The 23483-nt window shown below is 70.5% G+C and carries 23 protein-coding genes; 8 read left to right on the top strand and 15 right to left on the bottom strand.

Going from position 1 to position 23483, the window contains the following annotated elements; translation table 11 throughout:
* The first annotated feature begins 274 nt into the window (after positions 1-274).
* From PV796_RS39230 to PV796_RS39220, 3 genes are all read left to right on the top strand, one after another.
* Entirely contained in the window at positions 275-1051 is a 777-nt protein-coding gene (locus PV796_RS39230; protein WP_274918636.1) for a GNAT family N-acetyltransferase, read from the top strand.
* Between the two features lie 127 nt (positions 1052-1178).
* The gene (gene qcrB, locus PV796_RS39225) at positions 1179-2822 is read left to right on the top strand and encodes a cytochrome bc1 complex cytochrome b subunit (RefSeq protein ID WP_274918635.1); all 1644 of its coding nucleotides are present in this window, start codon (positions 1179-1181) and stop codon (positions 2820-2822) included.
* 453 nt (positions 2823-3275) lie between these two features.
* Positions 3276-4289, top strand: a complete 1014-nt coding sequence (locus PV796_RS39220) for a carbohydrate-binding protein (protein WP_274918634.1) — start codon at positions 3276-3278, stop codon at positions 4287-4289.
* A 146-nt stretch (positions 4290-4435) separates the two neighbouring features.
* Here PV796_RS39220 and PV796_RS39215 read toward each other — a convergent pair whose 3' ends face one another.
* The 3 genes from PV796_RS39215 to ctaD form a co-directional block, all read right to left on the bottom strand.
* A complete protein-coding gene (locus PV796_RS39215) occupies positions 4436-4960 on the bottom strand; it encodes a MepB family protein (RefSeq protein WP_274918633.1) in 525 nt (174 codons plus the stop codon).
* A gap of 141 nt (positions 4961-5101) precedes the next feature.
* Positions 5102-5491, bottom strand: a complete 390-nt coding sequence (gene ctaF / locus PV796_RS39210) for an aa3-type cytochrome oxidase subunit IV (protein ID WP_274918632.1) — start codon at positions 5489-5491, stop codon at positions 5102-5104.
* Entirely contained in the window at positions 5488-7206 is a 1719-nt protein-coding gene (ctaD, locus tag PV796_RS39205; protein WP_274918631.1) for an aa3-type cytochrome oxidase subunit I, read from the bottom strand. The genes ctaF and ctaD overlap by 4 nt, the downstream gene beginning before the upstream one ends.
* A 301-nt stretch (positions 7207-7507) precedes the next feature.
* Between ctaD and ligD the strand changes: the two genes are divergently transcribed.
* Complete coding sequence (gene ligD, locus PV796_RS39200) at positions 7508-8002, top strand: non-homologous end-joining DNA ligase LigD (RefSeq protein ID WP_274918630.1); 495 nt, start codon at positions 7508-7510, stop codon at positions 8000-8002.
* Between the two features lie 76 nt (positions 8003-8078).
* Complete coding sequence (locus PV796_RS39195; protein WP_274918629.1) at positions 8079-8717, top strand: endonuclease; 639 nt, start codon at positions 8079-8081, stop codon at positions 8715-8717.
* On the opposite strand, the gene PV796_RS39190 is transcribed toward PV796_RS39195, so the two are convergent.
* From PV796_RS39190 to PV796_RS39135, 12 genes are all read right to left on the bottom strand, one after another.
* Positions 8695-9963, bottom strand: coding sequence for an MFS transporter (locus PV796_RS39190; protein WP_274918628.1), 1269 nt, complete (start codon positions 9961-9963; stop codon positions 8695-8697). The two genes, PV796_RS39195 and PV796_RS39190, sit on opposite strands and share 23 nt — an antisense overlap.
* Positions 9960-11117, bottom strand: a complete 1158-nt coding sequence (locus tag PV796_RS39185) for an ATP-grasp domain-containing protein (RefSeq protein ID WP_274918627.1) — start codon at positions 11115-11117, stop codon at positions 9960-9962. Before PV796_RS39185 ends, PV796_RS39190 begins: the two co-directional genes overlap by 4 nt.
* Positions 11114-11776, bottom strand: coding sequence for a metallophosphoesterase family protein (locus tag PV796_RS39180; RefSeq protein ID WP_274918626.1), 663 nt, complete (start codon positions 11774-11776; stop codon positions 11114-11116). Before PV796_RS39180 ends, PV796_RS39185 begins: the two co-directional genes overlap by 4 nt.
* Positions 11777-11779: 3 nt before the next feature.
* The gene (locus PV796_RS39175) at positions 11780-12064 is read right to left on the bottom strand and encodes a glutaredoxin domain-containing protein (protein ID WP_274918625.1); all 285 of its coding nucleotides are present in this window, start codon (positions 12062-12064) and stop codon (positions 11780-11782) included.
* The gene (locus PV796_RS39170; RefSeq protein ID WP_274918623.1) at positions 12064-13215 is read right to left on the bottom strand and encodes a pyridoxal-phosphate-dependent aminotransferase family protein; all 1152 of its coding nucleotides are present in this window, start codon (positions 13213-13215) and stop codon (positions 12064-12066) included. The genes PV796_RS39175 and PV796_RS39170 overlap by 1 nt, the downstream gene beginning before the upstream one ends.
* The gene (locus tag PV796_RS39165; protein WP_274918622.1) at positions 13212-13640 is read right to left on the bottom strand and encodes a YjbQ family protein; all 429 of its coding nucleotides are present in this window, start codon (positions 13638-13640) and stop codon (positions 13212-13214) included. Before PV796_RS39165 ends, PV796_RS39170 begins: the two co-directional genes overlap by 4 nt.
* Positions 13637-14749, bottom strand: a complete 1113-nt coding sequence (locus PV796_RS39160) for a hypothetical protein (RefSeq protein WP_274918621.1) — start codon at positions 14747-14749, stop codon at positions 13637-13639. Before PV796_RS39160 ends, PV796_RS39165 begins: the two co-directional genes overlap by 4 nt.
* Entirely contained in the window at positions 14746-15675 is a 930-nt protein-coding gene (locus tag PV796_RS39155) for an isocitrate lyase/phosphoenolpyruvate mutase family protein (RefSeq protein WP_274918620.1), read from the bottom strand. Before PV796_RS39155 ends, PV796_RS39160 begins: the two co-directional genes overlap by 4 nt.
* Positions 15672-16682, bottom strand: coding sequence for a hypothetical protein (locus tag PV796_RS39150; protein WP_274918619.1), 1011 nt, complete (start codon positions 16680-16682; stop codon positions 15672-15674). The genes PV796_RS39155 and PV796_RS39150 overlap by 4 nt, the downstream gene beginning before the upstream one ends.
* Positions 16679-17266 carry a thiamine pyrophosphate-dependent enzyme gene (locus PV796_RS39145; RefSeq protein WP_274918618.1) on the bottom strand — a complete coding sequence of 196 codons (588 nt, stop codon included), beginning with the start codon at positions 17264-17266 and terminating at the stop codon, positions 16679-16681. Before PV796_RS39145 ends, PV796_RS39150 begins: the two co-directional genes overlap by 4 nt.
* A 2-nt stretch (positions 17267-17268) precedes the next feature.
* The gene (locus PV796_RS39140; protein ID WP_274918617.1) at positions 17269-17796 is read right to left on the bottom strand and encodes a thiamine pyrophosphate-binding protein; all 528 of its coding nucleotides are present in this window, start codon (positions 17794-17796) and stop codon (positions 17269-17271) included.
* Between the two features lie 488 nt (positions 17797-18284).
* Positions 18285-19190 carry an EamA family transporter gene (locus PV796_RS39135; protein WP_274918616.1) on the bottom strand — a complete coding sequence of 302 codons (906 nt, stop codon included), beginning with the start codon at positions 19188-19190 and terminating at the stop codon, positions 18285-18287.
* 104 nt (positions 19191-19294) lie between these two features.
* On the opposite strand from PV796_RS39135, the gene PV796_RS39130 reads away from it, so the two are divergent.
* From PV796_RS39130 to PV796_RS39120, 3 genes are all read left to right on the top strand, one after another.
* Entirely contained in the window at positions 19295-20224 is a 930-nt protein-coding gene (locus PV796_RS39130; protein ID WP_274918615.1) for a LysR family transcriptional regulator, read from the top strand.
* Positions 20225-20666: 442 nt separating this feature from the next.
* Positions 20667-22193: a PqqD family protein gene (locus tag PV796_RS39125; RefSeq protein WP_274918614.1), complete on the top strand. Its 1527-nt coding sequence runs from the start codon at positions 20667-20669 to the stop codon at positions 22191-22193.
* Positions 22190-23482 (top strand): ATP-grasp domain-containing protein, encoded by a 1293-nt coding sequence (locus PV796_RS39120; RefSeq protein WP_274918613.1) that lies wholly within the window; start codon positions 22190-22192, stop codon positions 23480-23482. The genes PV796_RS39125 and PV796_RS39120 overlap by 4 nt, the downstream gene beginning before the upstream one ends.
* The last annotated feature ends 1 nt before the right edge of the window (position 23483 follow it).

Here is a 23483-nt window from a genome sequence, read left to right as displayed (position 1 = left end):
TTCATCAGGGGTACGTAAAGAGGCGCAGTCACCGCTTGCGGCGGGGTACGCCATGGCATTCGATAGGGACGTGAACAGCGCCCGGCTCGTGCTCGCCCACCCGCCTCATACGGCGGGCCGAGGTCACGCGCCGCGCTGCCCGGAGACGTCCACCGCCCGCTGACACGTCTCCGCACCCGGGGCGCCCGTGACCCGACCGGGCGCCCCTCTTCGCGTACCCGTAGGCCCGCACCGCGCAGGGCCGGCCCAGCGTACCCAGCCACTAGGAACCGCCGTGATCGAAATCCTGCCGCACCAACTCCCGGACCTCGCCTACTGGTTCGCCGATGGTCCGCCCGGCACGGTAGCCCTCACCCAGCACGCGCTGATCTCCGGCAACGGCCGCTGGTGGGTCGACCGCCCCGACGCGCCCCGCGCCGTGGTCGTCTCCTGCGCCAACCACGCGCTCTTCCGCGGCGATCCCACCGCGCTGGCGCCGCTCTCCCTGGCCGGCTTCGCCGGGCACTACGCCCAGGCGCCCGCCCGCTTCCTGCCCCTGTTGGGCAGCTCGTTCGACCTCCTGGTGCCCTGGGAGCGCATGGTGTACCTGCACCGCCAGTCCACCGCCGCCCCGCGTCCGCCGCACGGCGTGAAGGTGCGCCGCCTGCTGCCCCAGGACGCCGAGGCGTTGGGCGCGCTGGGTGCGGACGCCTCCTGGATCAACGCCAGTTGGGGCGGCCCGGCGGGCCTGGCCGCCTCCGGGCACGGCTGGGGCGCCTTCCACGCGGGCCGGGTGCTCGCCGTCGCCTGCACGTACTTCCGCGGCACCGGGTACGAGGACGTCGCCTGCGTGACCCTCCCCGAACACCGCCGACAGCGGCTGGCCCTCGCCTGCGTCACCGCCCTGTGCCGGGACATCGCCGCCCGGGGTCACACCCCGAGCTGGACCTGCTCCCGCGACAACCGCGCCAGTCGCCTGCTCGCCTGGACCGCCGGCTTCCGGTTGGCCGACGAATACGTCCACTACCTCACCGGTGAACCGGTCCGGCAGGACGTCGGCGTCGTGGCGTGAGGCCCCGGCCGCCCGGCGGTGCCCCCGATCTGCGTAATGCGCGCCGGGCGGCGATCGGCCAGGCAGGGTGCGGTGGGGCGGGCACCACGGGTGCCCGCGTGGACCACAGCGCCGAGGAGGGCCGGAGATGCTGTTCCGGAACGCAACGGAAGGGACGGTGGCGAGGGCCCGTCGGGTCGGCCGTTCCGCCTTCAGCGCGGCTGACGGCCGGCTGCCCGCCTCGGAGGCCGGACGGGCCCTGTTGCGCAAGGCGTTCCCGGACCACTGGTCCTTCCTCCTCGGCGAGATCGCGCTCTACAGCCTGCTGGTCCTGGTGCTGACCGGCGTCTATCTGACGCTGTTCTTCGAGCCGAGCATGGCCCACCGCACCTACGACGGTGCGTACGGCCCGCTGCGGGGGCTGTCGATGTCGGGCGCCTACGCCTCGACGTTGCGCATCAGCTTCGAGGTCCGGGGCGGCCTGTTGATCCGTCAGATCCACCACTGGGCGGCCCTGGTCTTCGTCTCCGCGCTCGGGGTGCATCTGCTGCGGGTCTTCTTCACCGGCGCGTTCCGCCGGCCGCGGGAGGTCAACTGGATGGTCGGCGTCACGCTGTTCATGCTGGCCATGTTGGAGGGCTTCGCCGGCTACTCGCTCCCCGACGACCTGCTGTCCGGCACCGGCCTGCGCACCGCGAACACCATCGTGCTGTCCCTGCCGTTGGTGGGGACGTACCTCAGCTACTTCATCTGGGGCGGCTCCTACCCCGGCCACATCCTGCTGTCCCGGCTCTACACCGTGCACATCCTCCTGGTCCCCGGACTGCTGCTCGCGCTGATCGGCCTCCACCTGCTCCTGGTCGTGTACCTCAAGCACACCCATTGGCCGGCCCGCGGGCGCACCAACCGCAACGCCGTCGGACAGCCGATGTTCCCCCAGTTCACCGCCAAGTCCTCCGGCCTGTTCTTCATGGTCTTCGCGGTGCTGACCCTGCTCGGCGGGCTGGCCCAGATCAACCCCGTCTGGGCCTACGGCCCGTACCTCACCGACACCGTCTCCACCGACGCCCAACCCGACTGGTACGTGGGCTTCCTCGAAGGCGCGCTGCGGCTGATGCCGGCCTGGGAGACCAACGTGGCGGGCCACACGTTGATGTGGAACGTGCTGCTCCCGGCCATCGTCCTGCCCGGCATCCTCTTCATGCTGCTGTACGCCTATCCGTTCTTCGAGCGCTGGGTGACCGGCGACCTGATGGAACATCACCTGTGCGACCGGCCGCGCAACGTCCCCACCCGCACGGCGCTCGGCGTCGCCGCCCTCGTCTGGTACGCCGTGCTGCTGGCGGCGGGCGGCAACGACGTCATCGCCACCCTCTTCCGGGTCTCGGTCGAGACCCTGACCTGGATCTTCCGGGTGCTGTTCGTCCTCGGCCCGGTCCTCGCCTTCCTCCTCACCAAGCGCATCTGCCTGGCCCTCCAGGACCGCGAACGCCAACTCCTCCTGGAGGGCCGCGAAACGGGCTACGTGCTGCAGAACGTCTACGGCGGGCTGCGCGAGACCCAGGAACCGGTGCCGACCACCGAGCGCTACCGCATGCTGGCCAGGGACATCCCCCAACCCCTGCCGCACCCCGGCGCCCGGGCCCCCCGTCTGGACCGCCTGCGCGCCGCCCTCAGCGCCTGGTACTTCCGCGACCGCGTGGAACTCCCCGTCACCGCCGAACAGCGCCGCCAGATCGCCGAAACGGTGGCCAGCCCGAAGGTCAGCGCCGGCGCGGAACGCAACGGCTAGGGCGCTTCTGACGGATCTCCGTGGAGGAAGGAGCGGCGTCTGGTGCGTGCGATCGCAAGGCGCCGGGATGTCTTCATAGCGGAGCTATGGGGACATGTCGGCAACGCCGCGACGCCGCGGAGATCCGTCAGAAGCGCCCTAGGGCTGGCTCGGGCGATCGTGTGCGGAGTGCGATGACGCGGGCTGCCGGCCTCCGCTCCTCAGATGAAGGCGGGGGCTTCAGGTCCACACGGAGCCGGATGGCGTCGTACTGCCGCTCCGTCGAATCCCTTGACACCCGATGCCCCGTCATGGACATTCCCTTAGGCCCTGGTTGGTCCAGGCCAGAGCAGGCCGGCACGGACGCGCTCAGGCAAGTACGGGTAAAGACGGGCACGTTCAGGTCGGCGCGGACACGTACGCGCACGCTCGGATCAGCTCAGGGAAACCCCCCACACGCCCTGGAGGTCAACCGTGAACAGCCCCGGACCCAGAACCGGTTCCAGAGCGAGACCTCGTTCGCCCCTCGCCGCCCTGGTCCTCGCCGCCTCCGCCCTCGCCACCCTGGTGACGCTGCCCCTGGCCGCTCCCGCCACCGCCACCACCCACCCGGCCACCGCCCGGGCCACTCCACCGCCCTCCCCCACGGCCCCGCACACCGGTGTCGTCGCCGGAGCGCGCACACCGGCCCGCAGCCCGGAACGCGCACAAGCCGTCCGTACGTTCCTGGCCGGGCGCCGTGCCGTATCCGGCCCGGCGTGGACGCACCACCCCCGGATCCCCGGCAGCCGGCCGGCCACATCGGCTCCTCCGGCGGGCCAAGTCACCCACAACTGGTGGGGCGTCTTCCCCCAGCCAGGCACGCATGACGGCATCATGGCCACCCATACCGTCGACCCGTCCTACACGGTCACCGACGCGGACAACGTCACCTATGCGCCCACCACCAAGGCACAGAAGTCCTGCATGGAAGTGGTGACCGCCTACACCAACACCGGCAACGAGATCTGGGCGTGGGACTGGTGCGGGACCATCGGTCCGGCCAAGACCGTCCCCATCGACGACAACTTCCTGAAGAACTACACCCCCGGCAGCGGCGAGCCGGCCGCGTACAGCGTGCAGATGGTGCAGGACGACGCCGCCACCAACCGCTGGTCGGCCTATCTCTACAACTACCGCACCGCCGCCTGGGACCTGTTGTTCCAGCAGTCGGGGACGGACCAGAGCGGGCTGGACCACGGATGGGACATGTTCGAGATCTATGCGAGCGTCAACCCGGCCACGCAAGAGGGGTATTACTGCACGGAGGCACGGAACACCACCTTCGACAGCAAGGCCGTGCAGTTGCGCAGCAACGGCGCCTGGAAGCCGGCGAGCCCGTCCGACTCACCGTGGACCGACACCAACCCCGATCCGAACGCCTTCCTGTGCCCGCCACTGAAGTTCGTCCAGGCAGGCGCCAATGACCACTGGACCGTCCACCAGTGACCCGCAAGTGACTCGGTAGCCCCGGCGAGGGTGTCCCCACACCGTGCGGCGAAACGGGGGCGCACCCAACAGTGCGCCCCCAAGGGCGTTGCCCACGGAGCTGCGTCGTCGCGCCTGGCGCCAGGCGGGACTGATGAAGGATGCGCCTACGGATGGTAGAGAGCGTGGGCGCGCGCCGCGTCGAGGGGTCCGTTCTCCGCGACATGGAGGAAGTAGTTGATCTGCCACGCCTGGGTGCTGCTCGCCTGGCGGCTGGTCGTGGTCACCCATGGCGGATAGACGCGGAACCCTCGCTTCCCTCCGGAGCGGTTCCTGGACATGATGCCGCGCTCGCACAGCACCTCCCGCGGGAACACGAACTGTCCGAAGTGGCCACCGTCCCGGCTGCTGATGGCGAAGAGATCGACCCCGTCCTCGGCGTCGAAGGGGCGGATCGGGCCCTCCGCGGATCGCTGCCACACGGTGACGAACTGACCGACCTTCGTCGGGGTGGTCTTGGCCACGCGGAACCTGACCGACGACCCGTCGATGGTGAATCCGTGCGCTGCGTACTCTGCGCCCTCCGGCTCGGGCACCGGCGGTGAGCAGGCGAAGCCGCTGGGGTCGTACACGAGTGTCTTCGCCGCCAGCAGGTCGCGGTGAAGCCCTGCCCAGGACTGGTCCGTCGTCATCCGCACATTCTGCCATCGCGCCCGCCAGGCACCCTCGGCCCCCGCTACCTGCTGAATCGTGCGCTACGCACGGCTTCGACGCCGGTCAACTGACGTGTGCGGGGCCGGAGTTCACTGGTCGGCATCCCGCGACGGGGCTCTTCAGTGGTCGCGCCGGGCGAATTGGAACACCGTCCCGAGGAGCGAGCCGCCGGTGACACCCACGCCGATCAGGAAGACCCACAGCCCGAAAACCAGGCCGAGGGCCAGCAGGGAGACGCCGAAGGCCACCGCCGCCGGGTATCCGCTCTCGGGTGGGAAGAAGTCGAGCTCTCCGGCGCGCTCCTGGATCTCCGAGCCCTGCCGGTCCTCCGGTCGGGCGCCCTTGCGGCGGTAGTTCATCGCGCAGAAGAAGGAGATGACCGAGGCCATGCCGAAGGAGACGGCGAGCGCGGCGCCGCCGGCGGGCTCGCGGGCCAGCCAGATGTAGATCGCGTCGGTGACGAGGAAGAAGGCGGCGACGCCGGCGAAGAGAAGTGCCTCCGTCTTCATGGGTTCTGCTCTCCGGGGGTGTCGGGGGTGGGTTCGGTGGTGCCGCGCCCGCCTTCCATCAGCAGGCGCACGTGGGGGTGGTGCAGGTCGAAGGCCGGGGAATCGGACCGGATGCGTGGCAGCGCCTCGAAGTTGTGCCGAGGTGGCGGGCAGGAGGTCGCCCACTCCAGGGAGCGGCCGAATCCCCAGGGGTCGTCCACCTCCACCATGGGCGCGTAGCGGGCGGTCCGCCACACGTTGTAGAGGAACGGCAGTGTGGAGGCGCCCAACAGGAACGCGCCGGCGGAGGAGACGGAGTTGAGCACGGTGAAGCCGTCGGCGGGGAGGTAGTCGGCGTAGCGGCGCGGCATGCCGCTCGCGCCCAACCAGTGCTGGACGAGGAAGGTCGTCTGGAATCCCACGAACAGGATCCAGAAGTGCACCTTTCCCAGGCGTTCGTCGAGCATCTTGCCGGTCCACTTCGGCCACCAGAAGTAGAAGCCGCCGAAGGTGGCGAAGACGATGGTGCCGAACAGGACGTAATGCAGATGCGCGACGATGAAATAGCTGTCGGTGACGTGGAAGTCGAGTGGTGGTGAGGCGATCAACACCCCACTCAGTCCGCCGAAGAGAAACGTCACCATGAATCCGATCGACCAGAGCATCGGCGTCTCGAAGGAGAGGCTGCCCTGCCACATGGTGCCGATCCAGTTGAAGAACTTCACGCCGGTCGGTGCCGCGATGAGGAAGGACATCAGCGAGAAGAACGGCAGCAGGACCCCGCCGGTGGCGAACATGTGGTGCGCCCACACCGTCGCCGACAACATCGTGATGGCGATCGTCGCGCCGACCATGCCCATGTATCCGAAGGTGGGTTTCCGGCTGAACACCGGGATGATCTCGCTCACCACCCCGAAGAACGGCAGGGCGACGATATAGACCTCCGGATGGCCGAAGAACCAGAAGAGGTGCTGCCAGAGCAACGCCCCGCCGTTCGCCGGGTCATAGACGTGGGAGCCGAGTTTCCGGTCCGCGAGCAGGGCGAGGAGCGCGGCGGTCAGGACCGGAAAGGCGAGCAGGGCCAGGATCGAGGTGAAGAGGATGTTCCAGGTGAAGATCGGCATCCGGAACATCGTCATGCCGGGGGCCCGGAGCGTGATGATGGTGGCGATGAAATTGACCGCGCCCAGCACGGTGCTGAGGCCGGCCACCACCAGCCCGGCCGCCCACAGGTCGCCGCCCGCGCCCGGCGTGTGGTCGGCGCGGTTCAGCGGGGCGTAGGCGAACCAGCCGAACGAGGCCGCCCCGCCGGGAACGACGAGGCCCGAGACGACCATCAGCCCGCCGAAGAGGAAGAACCAGTACGTCATCGCGTTCAGTCGGGGAAAGGCGACATCGGGTGCGCCGATCTGCAACGGCATGACGGCGTTGGCGAATCCGGCGAACGTGGGCGTCGCGAAGAGCAGCATCATCACCGTGCCATGGATGGTGAAGAGCTGGTTGTACTGCTCGTGGCTGAAGAACTGCATTCCGGGCTGCGCCAGTTCCGCGCGCATCATCATCGCCAGCAGCCCGGCGAATAGGAAGAAGCCGAAGGCGGTGACCAGATACATGTTGCCGATCGCCTTGTGATCGGTGGTCGTGAAGTATTTCCTGATCCGGCCGCCCGTGCGGACCCGTGGATTGGTGGGCGAATCCAACGGTGCGCGGTGAGGGGTGTGGCCCACTTGCGACATGGCTCCTCCGGGGCACGGTGACCGGGACTTCCTCCGGCGCGACAGCGCTTTTCGTGTGTAGCGGCTCGCCGACGCGACCGGCCCGACGCCACACCGGTATCACCCCCTTCTCCCTTTCCTTACGGCCAATCGGTGGCGGTGGGCGAGGGGGCGCCGGGGTACGGTGCGCGGTTGGTTCGTTCCGTTCCGCAGTCGACGTGGCCGCCGCCGGCCCCACCCCCTACGCTGAAATTCGGGGCCCCTCTCCCGCTCCGTCGAGCCGCCGCGGCCCAGTGGCACCGTTCTGGCCCAGGGAGGAGCGATGAGCGCCGTCGAGAAACTGCGGGCCGGCGGTAGGACCGTGGAGATCTACCGGCCGGAGAAGGTGCTGTTCCCCGGGGACGGCATCACCAAGGCCGAGCCGGCCGGGTACTACCGCACCGTGGCTGTCGTGCCGGCTTCGATGACGTCCGTGCCTTCGCCCGCGAGCTCGCCGAGGTCCTGGCGGCTCGCCATCCCGACCAAACTCACCACCGAGCAGAGCAAACGGGCCCGCCGGGGCCGCCTGTGTCTGGACCTCCAACGCAATGCCTACGCCCAGATCACCGTCGCCCCCTACGCCGTGCGGGCCCGGCCCGGCGCGCCCGTCGCCGCCCCGGTGGGCTGGGCCGAGGTGGACGATCCCGAGCTCACCCCCGGGCGTTGGACGCCGGCTTGCGCGGAGCAGCTCCTCAAGGCCGATGCCTGGCGGGGCGGCAACCTCCGTGGGCGTTCCCTCAAACCGGCCCGTCGACGCCTGGCGGGTCTGCGCAAGTAGCCGGGAAATGAGGTGAGTTGAGCTGTCGAGGAGTGGTTGGGCCCCGTGGAGGGGCCGGACGAGGGCGAGGTGCGGGATGAACTCCGATGAGACCGTGGCCGAGTTGTTGTCCGCGTACGGCCGGACGTACGCCGAGGAGGCCGGCATCGCGCTGCGGGACAAACCCGCGCCGCTGTACCAGTTGTTGGTGCTGACGGTGCTGTGCTCGATCCGGATCAAGGCGGAGATCGCCGCCGGTGCCGCCCGGGAGCTCTTCGCGGCCGGCTTGCGGACGCCGCGGGCGATGGCGGACTCCGGTTGGCAGGTGCGGGTGGACGCGCTGGGTCGGGCCCGTTACGTCCGCTACGACGAGAGCACGGCGACCGCCCTGGGCAGGGGGGCGGAGTTCGTGCTCGACCGCTGGCACGGCGATCTCCGGCGGATGCGGGAGGAAGTCGGCGGGGAGCGGGGGAAGTTGGCGGAGTTGGTGCAGGAGGTTCCTCGGATCGGGCCGGTCGGTGCGGGCATCTTCTGCCGGGAGGTGCAGGCCGTGTGGCCCGGGTTGCGTCCGTTCTTCGACGAGCGGAGCCGCGCGACGGCCAAGGAGCTGGGATTGCCGCATACGGCGCGCGGGTTGGGCGAGTTGGTGCGGCCGGAGGACGACGCCAGGTTGGCCGCTGCGCTGGTGCGGGTCGGTCTGTCGAGGGGTGCGGTCAGGGAGCTCCAGGTGGCGTGAGGGGGTCGGGTCGCCCAGAGGGGCGGGCGACGGGTGCGCGGTGGACCACCATCGGCATCAGCAGGCCGGCGGTGGCGAAGAGGGCGCCGAGGGCGAGCCAGCCGGCGGTGGTGTGACCGCCCAGGCAGAGGGCGGCCAGGAGGGAGGGGGCCACCGCCTGGGATGAGCCCTTGCCGAGTGAGTAGAAGCCCTGGTACTGGCCGTGGGCGGATTCGGGGGCGAGGTTGAAGCTCAGGCCGAAGCCGCCGGCGGAGGTCCAGAGTTCGCCGAGGGTGAGGAGTACCGCGAAGACCAGGAGCAGTCCGATGGTGGGCGCGGGGCCGCGGCCGCTGGTGAGGGTGACCACCGCGCAGGCGGCGAGCAGGGCGACGCCGGCGCGTCGGCAGAGGGCGGCGGCGCGGGCGTCGTCCTCGACTCCCCTGCTGGCGCGCATCTGGAAGAGCACCACCATGACCGCGTTGACCACGACGATCACCGAGGCCATCGCCTTCGGGGCGGAGGTGTGGTCGGCGACCCAGAGCGGAACGGCGAAGGAGATCACCTGGAGTTGGAGGTTGAGCACGCCGCAGAGGGCGGTGGTGCATACGTAGCGGGTGTCGCGGAGCACGTGCCAGCGGGAGACCGGTGGGGAGTGCGGAGCGTCGGTGGCGGGGTGGCGGCCGGTGTCCGGGGGCAGCCAGCGCAGTGGCACCGCGGCGCCGAGGAAGGTGGCCGCGTTCACCGCGATCAGGACGGTATACCAAAGAGGGCTGTTGGCCTGGATGGCGAGGGCGGCCAGGCCGGCGCCCGCGCCCATGCCGAGGTTGGTGACGACGCGGAGGTAGGCGCGGAGGCGGACGCGTTCGGCACCCTCGCCGGCCGCGGCGACCAGTGCGCCGCGGGCCGCGTTGCTGCCCTGGTCGGCGAGGGTGAACAGCAACGCGCAGGCCAGGAAGGCGGGGAAGGAGCGGACGACGGTGAAGGCGAGCATGGCCGCGGACTGCACCACCAGCACGCAGGCGAAGACCCGCCGGGGGCCGTGCCGGTCGGCGAGGTTGCCGATCGGCACGGCGCCGGCGAGGGCCACCAGCCCGGCGACGGTGAGGCCGATGCCGACCCGGGTGACGGGGAGGCCGACGACGCGGGTGAAGTACAGCGAGCTGGTGGGAAGGTACAGGCCGCTGCCGATGGTGTTGACGAGCCAGGAGGCGGCCAGCAGGCGCGGCGTCCCGGGGGCGGGCAGTGCGGTGGCGAGGAGGCGGCTCACGTGCGGGCCGCCTCCGCGAGCGCGTGCAGCCGGGCCTGGCGGAATCCGGCCTGTTCCGCGTCGGGCGCGGTGAACTGGACCTCGATGTGCGCGGAGCCGTTTTCGGCGGGCGGCAGTGCGGCGCGGACGCCGTCGGCTCGGATGAGCCAGTCCAGGAGTCCCGGGGTGTCGGGGAGGTGGGTCCAGGCGTGGATCCGGTCGGGTTGCCGGGGCGCCGTGCAGGCGGGTTCCTCGCCGAGCGCGGCGCGGATGAACTCCGCCCACAGGTCGATACCGAGGGCGCGTTGCCACAACCGGGGCACGCCGGAGCCGGGTGGCCGGGTGGTCACCTCGCCGATCACCGGGCCGTCGGCCGTCTCGAAGACCTCCAGGTGGAGGACGCCGTCCCGGATGCGGAGGGCCTGTGCCACCTCCTGGAGCAGGCCGGGCAGTTGGCGGGCGAGCGGGTGGGCGGGGTCGACGAGGTGGCCGCCGCGCAGCGGTGCCTGGACGGTCAGCAGCGGGGCGAAGTAGCGGGAGGTCGCGGCGAACGTGACCCCGCCGTCCCGCACGATGCCGTCGCAGTGGTATTCGCCGACGACGTCCACCAGGCGTTCCACCTGGACGGGTAGCCCGCGGTCCGCCAGGTCGTCGAGGGTGCCCGCGGCGCGTTGCCGGGCGAACTCCTCGGCGGAGTCGATGCGGTGGGTGCAGCGGGTGCCCGATCCCAGTACCGGTTTGGCGACGACCGGCCAGCCGGTGGTGCGCGCCGCGGTCGGTATCTCGTCGACGCTGGTGATCTGGGCGAAGTCCGTGACGGTCAGGCCGGCGGCGCGCAGTCGTTGCTTCATGGCGCGCTTGTGTGCCGACCACAGGGCCTCGTCGAAGGTGGGACCCGGGACACCGAGCAGGGAGCGGATCAGGCCGGCCGGGACGATGCTCTTCTCGGTGGCGGCGATGACGTGGTCGACGGGGGCGCCGCGGGTGAGGTCGTAGGCGGCCCGTTCGACCTGGGCGAGATCCTCGAAGCTGTCGATGCAGACGGTGTCGTGGCCGGCGTAGAGCGGTGCGTAGCTTTCCCGGGTGATCACCCGGACCCGCAGGTCGGGGCGGTGCGCGAGGGCTCGTAGCGCCTCGGGCTTGTCGGAGTTGAGCAGGAGGACCTGCCGGGTCATGCGCGCTCCGTAGGTTGTGGGGCGGGTCGGTGGTAGGTGACGGTCGCCGCCCGCTCGTCGATGACCGCCCAGTTCGGGTCGGCACCCCGGACCTGGCCGACGTTGACCAGGTAGCGGTGGCCGGCGGTGAGGGGCACCGGCTCGCCGTAGCGGAACGGCAAGGTGGTCACGTCCCGCCAGGCGCGCCCGGTGCCGGGCAGCCGGTGCACCGCGCTGCGGTGGTGGTGCCCGTGGACGAGGGCGCGCCCGGCGAACTCGGCGTCCAGCGGGCACCACTTGCCCGGTTCCACCTGCTGCCACGGCAGTGAGTGGCCGTGGCAGTAGGTGGCGAACGGGGTGCGGTGCTCCAGCGGGGCGCCGAGCACGGCGCGGGACCAGGCGGGCAGGGCGTGGTCCGGCACGAGGGAGGCGATCCGTTCCTCTTGGTTGCCGCGGACGACCACGGCCCCGTCGAGCCGTGCGACCAACTCCGGGACCTGGTCGAAGACCTCCGCGACGGACCCGAACGCGTAGTCGGCGCGGTCCCGTTTGCTGATGTGGCACTCGAAGACGTCGCCCAGGCACAGCACTTGGTCGACCTGTTCGCGGGCGACGTCGGCGAGGACCCGGCACAGGGCCGCGAGGTCGCCGTGGAGGTCGGTGACGATGGCGTAACGCAAGGGTCAGGTGGCGCTTCCCGGCTCGGCGGGGGCGTCGGAGTCCGGTGCGCCGAACCGCTTTTCCAGGTAGGCGATCAGGTCGGCGTTCTCCCGCAGCTTGCCCGGGATGACGGTGTCGCCGTCGATGAGTGCGGGGATGAACTTGCTGCCGGTGGCCCGGATCAACTCGTGCCGCTCGTCACGGGGCTTGGGCACGTTGATGTTGAGGTAGGAGACCTGGAGGCGGGTCAGGAGTTCGCGGACCGGCTTGCAGTCGGGGCAGGTCTCACGTTGGAACAGAACGAGCATCAGCTCTCCTCGTGGGGGAAGTCGGCCAGCGCGCGGATGATTTCGCCGGTGCCGGTGCCGGGGGTGAAGCGGTGCCCGAGTTCGAGCAGGGCCATCTCGACGGCGCCGAAGAGGGCGCACAGGTCCAGGGGGTCGGCGGCGCCGACGTGGCCGACCCGGATGAGCTTGCCCTTGAGGTGGGCCTGGCCGCCGGTCATGGTGACGCCGTGCCGGGTGGACAGGGTCTTCAACAGCTCGCCGGTGTCGATGCCTTCGGGCGCGAGCGCCGAGGTGATGACGTGGCTGCGCCGGTGTGGTTCTTGGATGAAGGGCTGGAAGCCGAGGGCCGTCAGGGCCCGGCCGGCGGCCTCGCCGAGTGCGGCGTGCCGGCGTTGGAAGGCCGGGAGTCCCTCCTCGTTGAGCATCTTCAGCGACTCGTGCAGGGCGAGCAGCAGTGAGACGGCCGGGGACGAGGAGGACATCGGGTAGAAGTGGCGCAGCCGCTCGAAGGACCAGTAGTAGGCGGGGCCCGAGCCGCGTTCCACGGCCGTCCACGCCTTGTCGGAGAGGGCGACGAAGGCCAGGCCGGGCGGGAGCATGAAGCCCTTGTGGGAGGCGGCGAGCACGACGTCCAGGCCCCATGCGTCCATCGGGAGGGGGTGGACGAGCAGGCCGCTGATCGCGTCGACGACGACGATGACGTCGGTGTCCCGGAAGATCCGGGCGATGGCCTCGACGTCGTTGAGGGCGCCGGTGGAGGTCTCGCTGTAGACGGTGAACACGCCGCGGATCGCGGGGTGTTCGGCGTAGGCGGCGGCCACCTGAGCGGGGTCGGCGCTGGTGCCCCAGTCGCTGCGCACGGTGTGGACGGTCAGTCCGTAGTCGGTGCAGATCGCCTCGAAGCGCTCGCCGAAGTAGCCGTTGGAGACGACGAGGACCTCGTCGCCGGGCGAGAAGCAGTTGGCGACGGATGCCTCCATCGCGCCGGTGCCGGAGGCGGCGATGGTGTAGACGGGGTGTTCGGTACCGAACAGCGGGGGCAGGCCCTCGTTGATCTCGTGGAGGAGACCGGCCATCTCCGTCGAGCGGTGGTGGATGATCTCGCGGGCGCCGGCGAGCAGCAGTCGCTGCGGGACCTCGGTGGGGCCGGGGGTGGCCAGGCGGAGCTTCATGCGGGGTCCTTCCGGTGCGGGCGGGGCGGGTCGAGGAAGATCCGGCGGGTGGCGGGCTTGAGGTCGAAGTCGAAGAGCACCACGCGGTGGGTCGGTGACATGGCGGGTTCACCGTCCCGGAACGGGACCAGCACGCTGGTGCCGAGCAGCGAGGACTTCAGGTGCGAGAAGCCGTTGGGGTCGCCGGTGGTGAGCTCGTGCAGATAGCGGTTGCCGTCGTCGGGCGCGATCCGCTCCAGGGTCCGCAACAGGTCGGTCACGGCGCCCTGTTCGTAGCGCATGATGGTCAGGCCCACCGTGCTGCCGTGCGCGAAGACGCCGGCCAGTCCGTCGCCGGCGTCGGAGGCGCGCAGGTGTGCGGCGATCTCGTCGGTGAGGTCGTAGTGAGAGTTCAGGCCGGTGCTGTCGACGGTGAGTTCGATCATGCCGCTCCCCCGTGTGCCAGTGGTCCGGGGGTGTTGTCGGGGGTGAGGTCGCCGGGGCCGGTGAGGGTCCAGGCCGGTGCCTTGGCGAGTTCGGCGGCGATGCGGGCGCGGCGTTCGGTGTGCTGGGCCCGGCCGTCGTCGAGGTAGTGGTGCCAGCCGGCGTTGGCGCCGTCGAAGGCCGATTCGATGTTGGCGGCCAGTGCCTCGGTGCGCTCGGCGGGGTCGGTCGGGAAGGGGGCGAGGACGGTGTGGTCGCCGGGGCCGATGTTGGGGTGGATGATGCCGGTGACCGGGACGGCGAGGCCGAGGGGGGCGCTGGGGAAGCGCTCGCGGAAGCCGTAGGGGTCCACGGCGAACTTGCCGATCGGCGAGAACGCCTGGCCGGCCGTGGGTTGGTAGTCGCCCGCGATGCCGGCGATCTCCTTCAGGCCCGGGTACTTGGCGATGGTGCCGTAGCCGAGGTGGGGGTAGTCGGGCCAGCCGGCGGCCAGGGTGGTCCCGTCGGGCTGTTCGTGCACGACGGTCTTGTCGCCGCTCATGATCCGGTAGCCGAAGTGCTCGACCAGTTCCAGCAGGATGGTGCTCTTGCCCGCGCCCTTGGCGCCGGTGACGAGCACGGCGGTGCCGTTCTTGACGGCGGCGGTGGCGTGCAGCACGGCGGCGCCGCGGTTCTCCTGGTCCTTGAGGACCAGGTCGCGGACGAGTTCGACGAGGTCCATGGCGCCGGCCGCGGTCACGGCGACGTCGATGGTGCGGGCGGCGCGGTCGAAGGCGAAGCGGGTGCCGGTCTTGGTGCACTCGACGTAGGTGCGGCCGTCGGCCTGGGCCCGGCGGGCCGGGACGGTGAAGAAGTCGCTGGCGCTCTTGCGGAGGTAGATGTCCTCCCAGTGCGTGCCGTCCGGGGGTGTGTGGCGGTCGTCGGGTGCCGGGGCGGTGCGGAGCGTGGCCAACGGGGGTTCGGCGTCCGCGGGTCGGGGGGCGAAGGCGACGTGGGTGTCGAGGAAGCGCAGGGCCTCGTCGATGGTGGCGCCGGGGGCCGGCTCGATGTCCAGGCAGGTGTCGAGGAAGGACAGGCGCAGTGCGGTGGTGGCACGGGGTGCGGTGGTCATCGGCCGGCCTCCGCGAGCTCGCGGCCCAACGCCTCGTAGTGGGCCTGCTGTTCGAGCATCTGCGGCATGTGCTGGAGGTCGAAGATCTCCTTCAGCGGTGCGATGCCGTCCTCGATGCCGTGTGTGGAGCCGTCCTGGATGATCTTGGTGAGGGTCTCCCGCATGGCGCGCAGCGAGCTGCGCAGTGCCTGGTTGGCGTAGATGGCCATGGCGAAGCCGCGCTGTTGGAGTTCCTCGATGGTCACCTGGTGGTAGGTGGTGGGGACGACGATGACGGGGAGGTCGCCGGTGTATGCCTCGCGGAAGGCGAACACCTCGCCGGGGTCGGAGATCTTGGAGTGGATCAACAGGGCGTCGGCGCCGGCGCGTTCGTAGACCTCGGCGCGGCGGAGCGCCTCGGCCATGCCCCGGCCGGAGATGAGCGCCTCCAGGCGGGCGACGACGACCAGGTCGCGGCGGACCTCGGTGGCGGCCTTGATCTTGGCGGCGAAGTCGTCCAGCGGTGCGAGGTCCTGGTTGCCCTCGATGAAGCTGTTGAGCTTGGGGAACTGCTTGTCCTCGATGCAGACGCCGGCGATGCCGCGGGCCTCGTAGGCGCGCACCATGTGGATCACGTTGTTGACGTTGCCGAAGCCGGAGTCGCAGTCGGCGAGGACCGGGGTGGAGACCGCCTGGGCGAGGGCGGCGGCGGCCTCCAGGCACTGCGGCATGGCCAGGATGTTGGCGTCCGGTACGCCGGCGGTGGCGGAGATCTCCAGGCCGCTGGACCAGATGACCTCGAAGCCGGCCTCCTCTGCGAGGCGGGCGCTGAGCGGGCTGTGGGCGCCCATGGCGCGGGCCGGGCGCTCGGCGTGCAGCGCGGCGCGCAGTGCCTCGGCGGGGGTGGGGCGGGTGCCGCGCGCGGTGGTGCGGTGTTGCTCGGTCATGCGGTGTGTCCTCCGGTCATCTCGTGGCAGACGTCCGCCACCACGTCGTCGAGCACCTTGCGGGGTCGGGTGGCGCCGATGCGGCGGCCGACCTCCCACGGGTCCAGCCCGTAGCGGGCACTGATCTTGTCGATGCGGTCTTGGTAGTAGTAGTGGTGGTCGTTGATGCCGGCGGCGATCTCCTGGCGGCGCACCACCATCGGCCGCGGCAGGACCTGTTCGGCGACGTATTCGGCGGCCTCGCAGACCTGGGCGAGGTCGGTGTGGGTGGCGTACTTGGGCCAGGCGGTGAGGAACGCCGCGGCCTGTTCGGTGGCGAGGTTGCCGGCGCCGCGGGCCATGGCGCACAGCGAGGCGTCCAGCCAGTCCACTCCGGCGTCCAGGCCGGCGAGGGCGTTGGCCGCGGCCAGGCCGAGGTTGTTGTGCGCGTGCAGGCCGATCGGGCAGTCGAGGTGTTCGCGCAGCACCGCGACGCGGGTGCGGACGTCGTCCGGGGTCAGAGCGCCGAAGGAGTCGGCGACGTAGCACACGTCGGGCTGTTCGGCGCGTATGGTGCGGGCGATTTCGGTGAGTTCGGCGGGGTCGGCGTAGCTGACGGCCATCAGGTTCACGCCGGTGCGCAGGCCGAGGTTGCGTGCGGCGCGGACGTACTCCGGTACGCCGGCGATGTTCCACGGGTACGCGGCGATGCGGACCATGCCGATGGGGCTGTCGGGGAGGTCGTCCATGGCCTGCACGGGGCAGACGGTCGGTACGACCATGACGGCCAGTTCGGCGTGGTGGACCTCGGGCAGCGCGGCGAGGAATTCGGGGGTGCAGTGGGCGGTGATGCCAGCGTCGGCGCTGCTGCGACTGCCGGAGCCGCCGCGGTAGCCGACCTCGATGACGTCGATGCGGGCGGCGTCCAGGGTGGTGACGAGGGTCCGCACGTCGGTCGGGGTGAATTCCCAGTTGTTCTGGTTGCCGCCGTCGCGCAGCGTGCAGTCGAGCAGGACGGGCTTCTTCACAGCGGGCTCCCTTCGACGGCGGCCGGCACGGGGGCGGCGGCCTCGGTGCGGAAGCGCGTCACGAGTTCCTGGGGCGTCAACTCGACGCGCCTGCCGGCCTTGTGGGTGCGCGGGTGGCAGCGCAGGTGCAGCAGCGTGGGGCCGGCGTTGCCGCGCGCGGGGTAGGCGGCGGCGAGTCCGTCGAGGGTGTCGGCGGTGTGGGCGGTGGGGTAGCCGGCGGCGCGGGCCAGGGCTGCGGGGTCGCCCAGTGCGGCGGTGCGCTGTCCGCCGGTGCTCTCGTGCGCACCGTTGTCGAGGACGACGTGCAGCAGGTCGGGGCGGTGTTCGGCGATCATCGGCAGGCAGCCGGGGTTCATGGCGAAGGACCCGTCTCCGTCGAGGACCACCACGCGGCGGTCGGGGCGGGCGAGGGCCACGCCGAGGCCGATCGGGGCCGCCATGCCCATCGAGCCCACGAGGTAGAAGTTCCCCGGGCGGTCGTCGATGTTGTAGACGTCGCGGGTGATGTACCCGCAGGTCGACACGTAGAGGGCGGTGGGGTCGCGGTCGAGGAGGGCCGTGATGGCCTCGCGGATGTCCAGCATGGTCACACCCCTTCCCGGACGACGAGGACGGAGGTGCGGCGGCCGCCGTCGTGGTGCGCCAGGCATTCCCGGACCGAGCGGCGGGGTGCCTGTGGGTCGAGCACGGTCCACGGTAGGTCGAAGACGTCCAGCAGGCGGGGCAGTTCGCGGCCGATGACGTCGTGCTCGACCGCGTCGTTGCCGTCGTGGCCGCGCCAGCTCACGACGAGCGGCAGGTGGACGTCGTAGATGAGGTTGAAGGAGGTGAGGACGTTCAGGGAGTAGCCGAGCCCGGAGTTCTGCATCAGGACGACCGGGCGTTCGCCGGCCACGGCCAGCCCGGAGGCGACGCCGAGCGCGCTGTCCTCGCGGGGTGCGGGCAGGTAGGCGGCGGGGCTGGCCGGGCTCTCCAGGTAACGGAAGATGCCCTTGAGCAACGAGCAGGGGACGCCGGTGAAGTGGGTGAACCCCTGGTCGAGGAATTCACGCACCACGGCCTCGGCGGCGTCGGCCGGCGCGGACACCGGCGGCTCGGCGGTCTTTACGGACATGGGTGGATTCCCCTCGATTGATGAGGTGCGAAACACCGGGGAAGAGAAATGTGCGCGGGACCTCGATGTCCCTTCGCGGAAATGCCCCCGTTGGCGCGTGCCGGCAATCGCCGCAGCTACGCCTGACGAGTCGGCAACTGAGGGCCGTGCTCGTCGAATTCCCGTAAGCCTGGCAGTCGGAAAGTCGCGACGTCAAGATCAATCACACCGAGTAATTGCGCCCGTATGCCCGGTTTTCCGGGGGTCAAGAACGGTGTTCCAAGGGCCCGGGAACCGGGCGTGAGACGGTCGTCACAACAACCACACTTCATCATTCACAGAGAGTGAACTCTCGCTAAACAAAAGGTAAATTCACTTCCCGGAAGGAGTCAATCGATTCCATCGAATTACCCAAGGCGGCCGGCCGGGGGCGCACACACGACGAGGACCGCCCCTGCGAAAGGGGCGGTCCTCGTGGTGCGTTGGCGAACTCGTCTGCGGTGGGGACCTCAGGGCGCCGCGACCGGGGCGGCCGTCGGCTCGCTCTCCACCGCTACCGCCCTCTTCGGGCGGCGCAGCATTCCGACCGCAATACCGGCGATGACGAGGCCGGTGGCACAGAAGGTCAGTGCCGTCATGCGCTCCCCCTGGAAAACCCAGGCGGAGGCCAGGCCGAATATCGGGACGAGCAACGAGAACGGCGCCACGGTCGGGGCGTCATAGGTACGCAGCAGATATCCCCATGCGGCGAATCCGAACAGCGTTGCCCCCCACGCCACATAGAGCGCGGCACCCACTCCGCTGACGTTGAGGTGCTGTAGCGCGCGGAGGTCCGCGTCCCAGCCCTCGAAGGGGATGGAGAGGAGCGCGAGCGGGATGGGCGGCACGACGCTCACCCAGACCATGAAGCGGAAGGTGTCCGGCGGACTGGCCCTGCGCATCGCGATGTTCGACAGGCCCCAGCACGCTCCCGCGCCCACGACCAGCAGGAATCCGCCGAGCGTGCCGGCCGTCGAGTCCAGCCCGGCGAGCACGATGCCCGCGGCGGCGATGGCCATGCCGACGATCTGCACCCGTCGGGGGCGCTCCTTGAGCAGGACGGCGGCGAACAACACGGTGAACACCGCCTGCCCCTGGAGCACCAGGGAGGCCAGGCCCGCGGGCAGCCCCTCGTGCATGCCGATGAACAACATGCCGAATTTCATGATGCCGAGCGCGACGCCGACCGCGATGACCCAGCGCCAGGGAACCCTCGGCGGTCCGACGAAGAAGACCGCCGGCAGGGCGGCCAACAGGAATCGCACCGCGGAGAAGAGCAGCGGGGGGAAATCGCGCAACCCCACGTCGATCACGACGAAGTTGACGCCCCATACGGCGGCTACGACCACCGCCAAGGCAACGTGTACGGGCTTCATGCCGATGGCTCCTGTGGACGTGCTCCTTCTGGACGCCCATCTCAACAGTCTTCGCACGTCAGGGCCAGCGAAGGCTGCTGAAGGTGGGGTATTAGCATCGCTTCATGTTCGACCTCAACCGCCTGCGCGCCCTGCGCGCCGTGGCCACCCACGGCACGATGACGGGTGCCGCCTCGGCACTGGGCTACACCCCGTCCGCCATCTCCCAGCAGATCGCCAAGTTGGAGCGCGAGACCGGCTCCGCGCTGCTCGACCGGCAGGGCGGCAAGGTGGAGCTCACCCCCGCGGCATGGCTGCTCGCGGAGGCCACCGATGAGGTCGTGGCGGTGTTGGAGCGGACCCGCTCGCGCCTGGAGGAACAGCGCGATCAGCCCACCGGGCGCCTGGTGCTCGCCGCCTTCCCCACCGCCTGCCGCGGCTTCGTCGCCGCCGCACTCGCCGGCCTGGCCGGGCGCTACCCCGCGCTGGACTGCCGGTTGCTGGAATCCGACCCCAACCGCGCCGTCAGCCTGGTGGTGCGCGGCGAGGCGGATCTCGCGGTGGTGCACGACTGGCACAACACCCCGCTGACGCTGCCGGCCTCGCTGTCGGTCGTCGAACTGGGCGAGGACATCGCCGACGTGGCGCTGCCGGCCGGCCACCCGCTCGCCGACCGGGCCGCGCTCACCCCGTACGACCTGCGGGAAGAGCGGTGGATCGGGCAGGGCTCCGGCGCCATGTGCCATGAGTGGCTGGTGCGTTGTTTCTCCGATCTCGGCATCGAACCGGACATTGCCTATCAGATCGAGGAATACGAGTCCCAAATCGCCCTTCTGACGGCCGGGTTGGGCGTGACGATGCTGCCCCGGTTGGGCCGCGGCGACCTGCCGTCCACCGTTCGCGTCGTCCCGATGCAGCCCCCGCCCCACCGTCGAGTTTCGGCCGTTTGGCGCTCCCAGGCCGGCCGTCGCCCCGCTCTCCACGCCGCATTGGCGGCATTGCGCGGGCGTTGGCCGGGAACTCATTCCGGCCAATCGGCCCGCGACGCCGGGTGAACAACAGGCCAACTCCCGCCGCCCTGTTCACGATTTAACGATTACTCGGACGGTCCACATCCTGAAACGAGATGATTGACAAGGCTGAGATTCGTGATCAAGAGTGGGCCCCGGACAGCAAGTCCGTAAGCACTGAAGTTTCCGGACGGGGGCACATTCCGGATGGCTTTCCTTTTCTCCCGCACACCTGATGGGGCGTCCCTACGGGACCGCACCAGATCCCCCGGTGTGTCATCGGGTGTTTCCCGTGCAGGCACCTGGCCGCGCTGAGCCGAATTCCCTTCTCTCAGCGTCGAGTTGACCGGTGATCCCGCCCGGCCACCTTGCTTTCCTCCCTTCTTCTGGCGCAACCGCCAGGCCATCAGACCAGTTTCTCCCTCACCCGCGCCTGCTCATGGTGCCGGCCCACCGTTAGTCCGGTTGAAAGAGGTGCTTGTCCGTCATGACGACTGACGTGTCCACGACCGCGCCCTCAGCGGCGCCCGACCATGCCACGGCCCTCCGGGAGCTGCGGGCCGTACTGTCCCAGGAGAACTACGAGGGCGCCGTCCGCTGCGCCGCCCGCCTCTACGACGCCCTCCCCGACAAGGCCCAACTCGCCCGCAATGTCGTCCTGGTGGCCTACGGCGGCGGCAAGGACAGCTCCTACACCCTCGCCTTCGTCCGGACCATGCAGCTCATCCTCTCCCAGGAGCACGGCCGGACCTTCACGATGCGGGTCGCCACCAACCGGCACGCGGGCATGCCGCAGGCCGTGATGGACAACATCGACCGGGCCTACCGCTCCCTGCACCTGCTGAACGACCCCGACTGCGAGCTGCTGTTGATCGACGGCCAGCAGGTGCGCCCCTTCGACGCCACGCTGCCGCAGACGGACGACGTCGTGGGCCGCAACCGCCTCGACATCCTGATGACCGGCCACCGCACGGCCGCGGACGCCCGCCCGACGTTCTGCAACGCCTGCAACCTGAGCATGGTCAACTCCTTCGGCCTGGCCGCGGGGTACGACGGCGGCGTCGACCTGATCATCACCGGCGACTCCCAACAGGAGCAGCGGGACTACTACCTGTGGGTCACCCGGCTCGCCCGGCGGTTCGGCCTCCAGCCGCCGCGCGACATGCGCGCCGGATTCCGGGGCTTCCTCGCCTCGCTCAACAACATCTCGCAGGCGTACTTCACCGACATCCACGGCCCCGACGCCCCGGAGGTCATCGCCGAGCACGCCATCACCACCGACGTCCGCACCGGCCTGCAGTTCTTCTCGATCTACGACGACACCGCCTACGCCTCCGGCGACCACTGGGAGCTGCTCACCGAGCACCTCGGCTTCCGCTTCGACGACATCGCCTTCAGCTTCACCGAGTCCGACTGCGGCAACCCCGCGCTGATGGCGCACCTGCGCGCCCTCAAGTGCGAGCACCGCTACGGCCAGTCCTACGCCGAAGGGCTCGCCGGCTACGTCGAGTTCGCCATCTCCCTCATGCACAAGAAGGAGTTCCCGCCGCAGCTCGTCACGCTCATGCGGGAGCGCTACGAGGGCCGGGCCGACCAGATGCGGGCCGCCATGGACGCCTACGCGGCCCAGGCATACGGCCTCACCGAGGAGCAGCTCGTCGCCATGGTCCACGCGCCGTTCACCGAGAAGGGCACGAACCTGGAGGCGTACCTCACCGCCGAGCAGCCGGACCTCCTCCCGCACGCCCCGCTCATCCACGAACTCCTGGGCGGCTCGACCCCGACCACCGGCGTCGCGGCGGCCCAGGTCACCGAACACCTGGAAGAAATCACGGGTTTGACGGTGGATCAGCTCAAGGTCCTGTACACCAGCTCGCTCCGTCTGCCCAGCCCCACCCCCGTCGGCGGCGAACTCATCGACGCCATCCTCGAAGGCGACCCGCACAAGCAGATCGTCCACACCCGGCACAGCGCCGACGGCCCCGTCGTGCCCGAACTGCTCTCCGGCCGGTGACCGTGACGACCGGCAATCCCCCGGGGGACTTCGTACAAGTAGGCGCCACCCGGGACGGCCTGGACCCGTACCTGGACTGCGCGCGCCGCCGCGGCATGCGGGCGGTGCTGGTCGAGACGCCCGCCTATCTGCGCTGGCGACGGCTGCTCGGCCGGCGGGAGTTCGACGTCGAGGTGGCTGTGGCCCGGCCGCAGGACCCGGACGCGATCCGCGCCGCACTCACCGCGGCCGGGGTGGCGCCCGGCCTGGTCCTGACCGGCTTCGAGCGCTACGTCTACGCTGGGTTCGCCCTGGCCGAGGCGTTGCGGGTGGCACCGTGGCCGGGCGCCGGCGTCGACTTCCGGCCGCTGGACAAGCGCGAGCAGCGCGAGGCCCTGCTGCGCGGCGCCCCTCAGGTGGCCCAACCCCGTTTCCTCTCACTGGACTTGGGCGACCAGGGCGCGGCCGATGGGCTCGGCTTCCCGCAGGTCATCAAGCCGGCGGACGGCGGTGGTGGGCTCGGCGTACTTCTCGTGGACGGCGCGGCGCAGCGCCGCCGCGCCCTGGACCGCATCCGCGCGCTGGCCAACTACGGCGGCGGCGCGTTCTCCGGCATCGTGGCGGAGGAGTTCGTCAAGGGCCCCGAACTCTCGCTCCAGGGCGTCGCCCACCAAGGCAGTGCCGTACTGCTGAGCGTCTGCGAGAAACTCACCAGTCTGGAGGAGGTGCCTGGCGAGCCCGGGCTGTCGGGCTTCCGGGAGGTCGGCCACGTGGCCCGGCCAGGCACGGACGCACCGCCCGAGCTGCACGCGCTGGCCCAGGCATGCCTGGACGCCGCCGGCTACCGCGCCGGCCCCTTCCACCTCGATGTCCTCCAGGGCCCGACCGGCCCGGTCTTCGTGGAGATGGGGTTCCGGCTCTCCGGCGGAGGGCTGGTGGCGCTCGTCGAGAAGGCGACCGGCGCCGACTGGGCGGAACTGGCCTTCGCCAGTCACCTCGGCGACGCGACACCGGTAGGACCGTCGTCACCGCCCGTCGGCACCGGTGGCATCGCCGGCCAGATATCGGCCGTGTCCGAAGCCGAACTGGCCGCCGCCGAGGCCCTCCAGGAGCCGGGCATCACGATCGAGATCCACCGCGCCGCTCCCCCGCCGGACCGCTCCGCACTGTCCGCGGACGACCTGCCGGCGCTCGCCTCCGACCTCGCCAGGCACACCGGCTCCGCCGGCCGGGTGGTCGTCAGCGGCGGCCCCGCCGACCGCGTCCCCGCACTGCTGCATTCACTCGTCGCCCACCGATTGCGAGGCTGAC

This window comes from Streptomyces sp. WZ-12, from assembly GCF_028898845.1.
Taxonomy (GTDB): Bacteria; Actinomycetota; Actinomycetes; order Streptomycetales; family Streptomycetaceae; genus Streptomyces.
The sequence above is the reverse complement of the archived record's forward strand: the minus strand, read 5'-3'. Positions and strand labels throughout refer to the sequence as shown.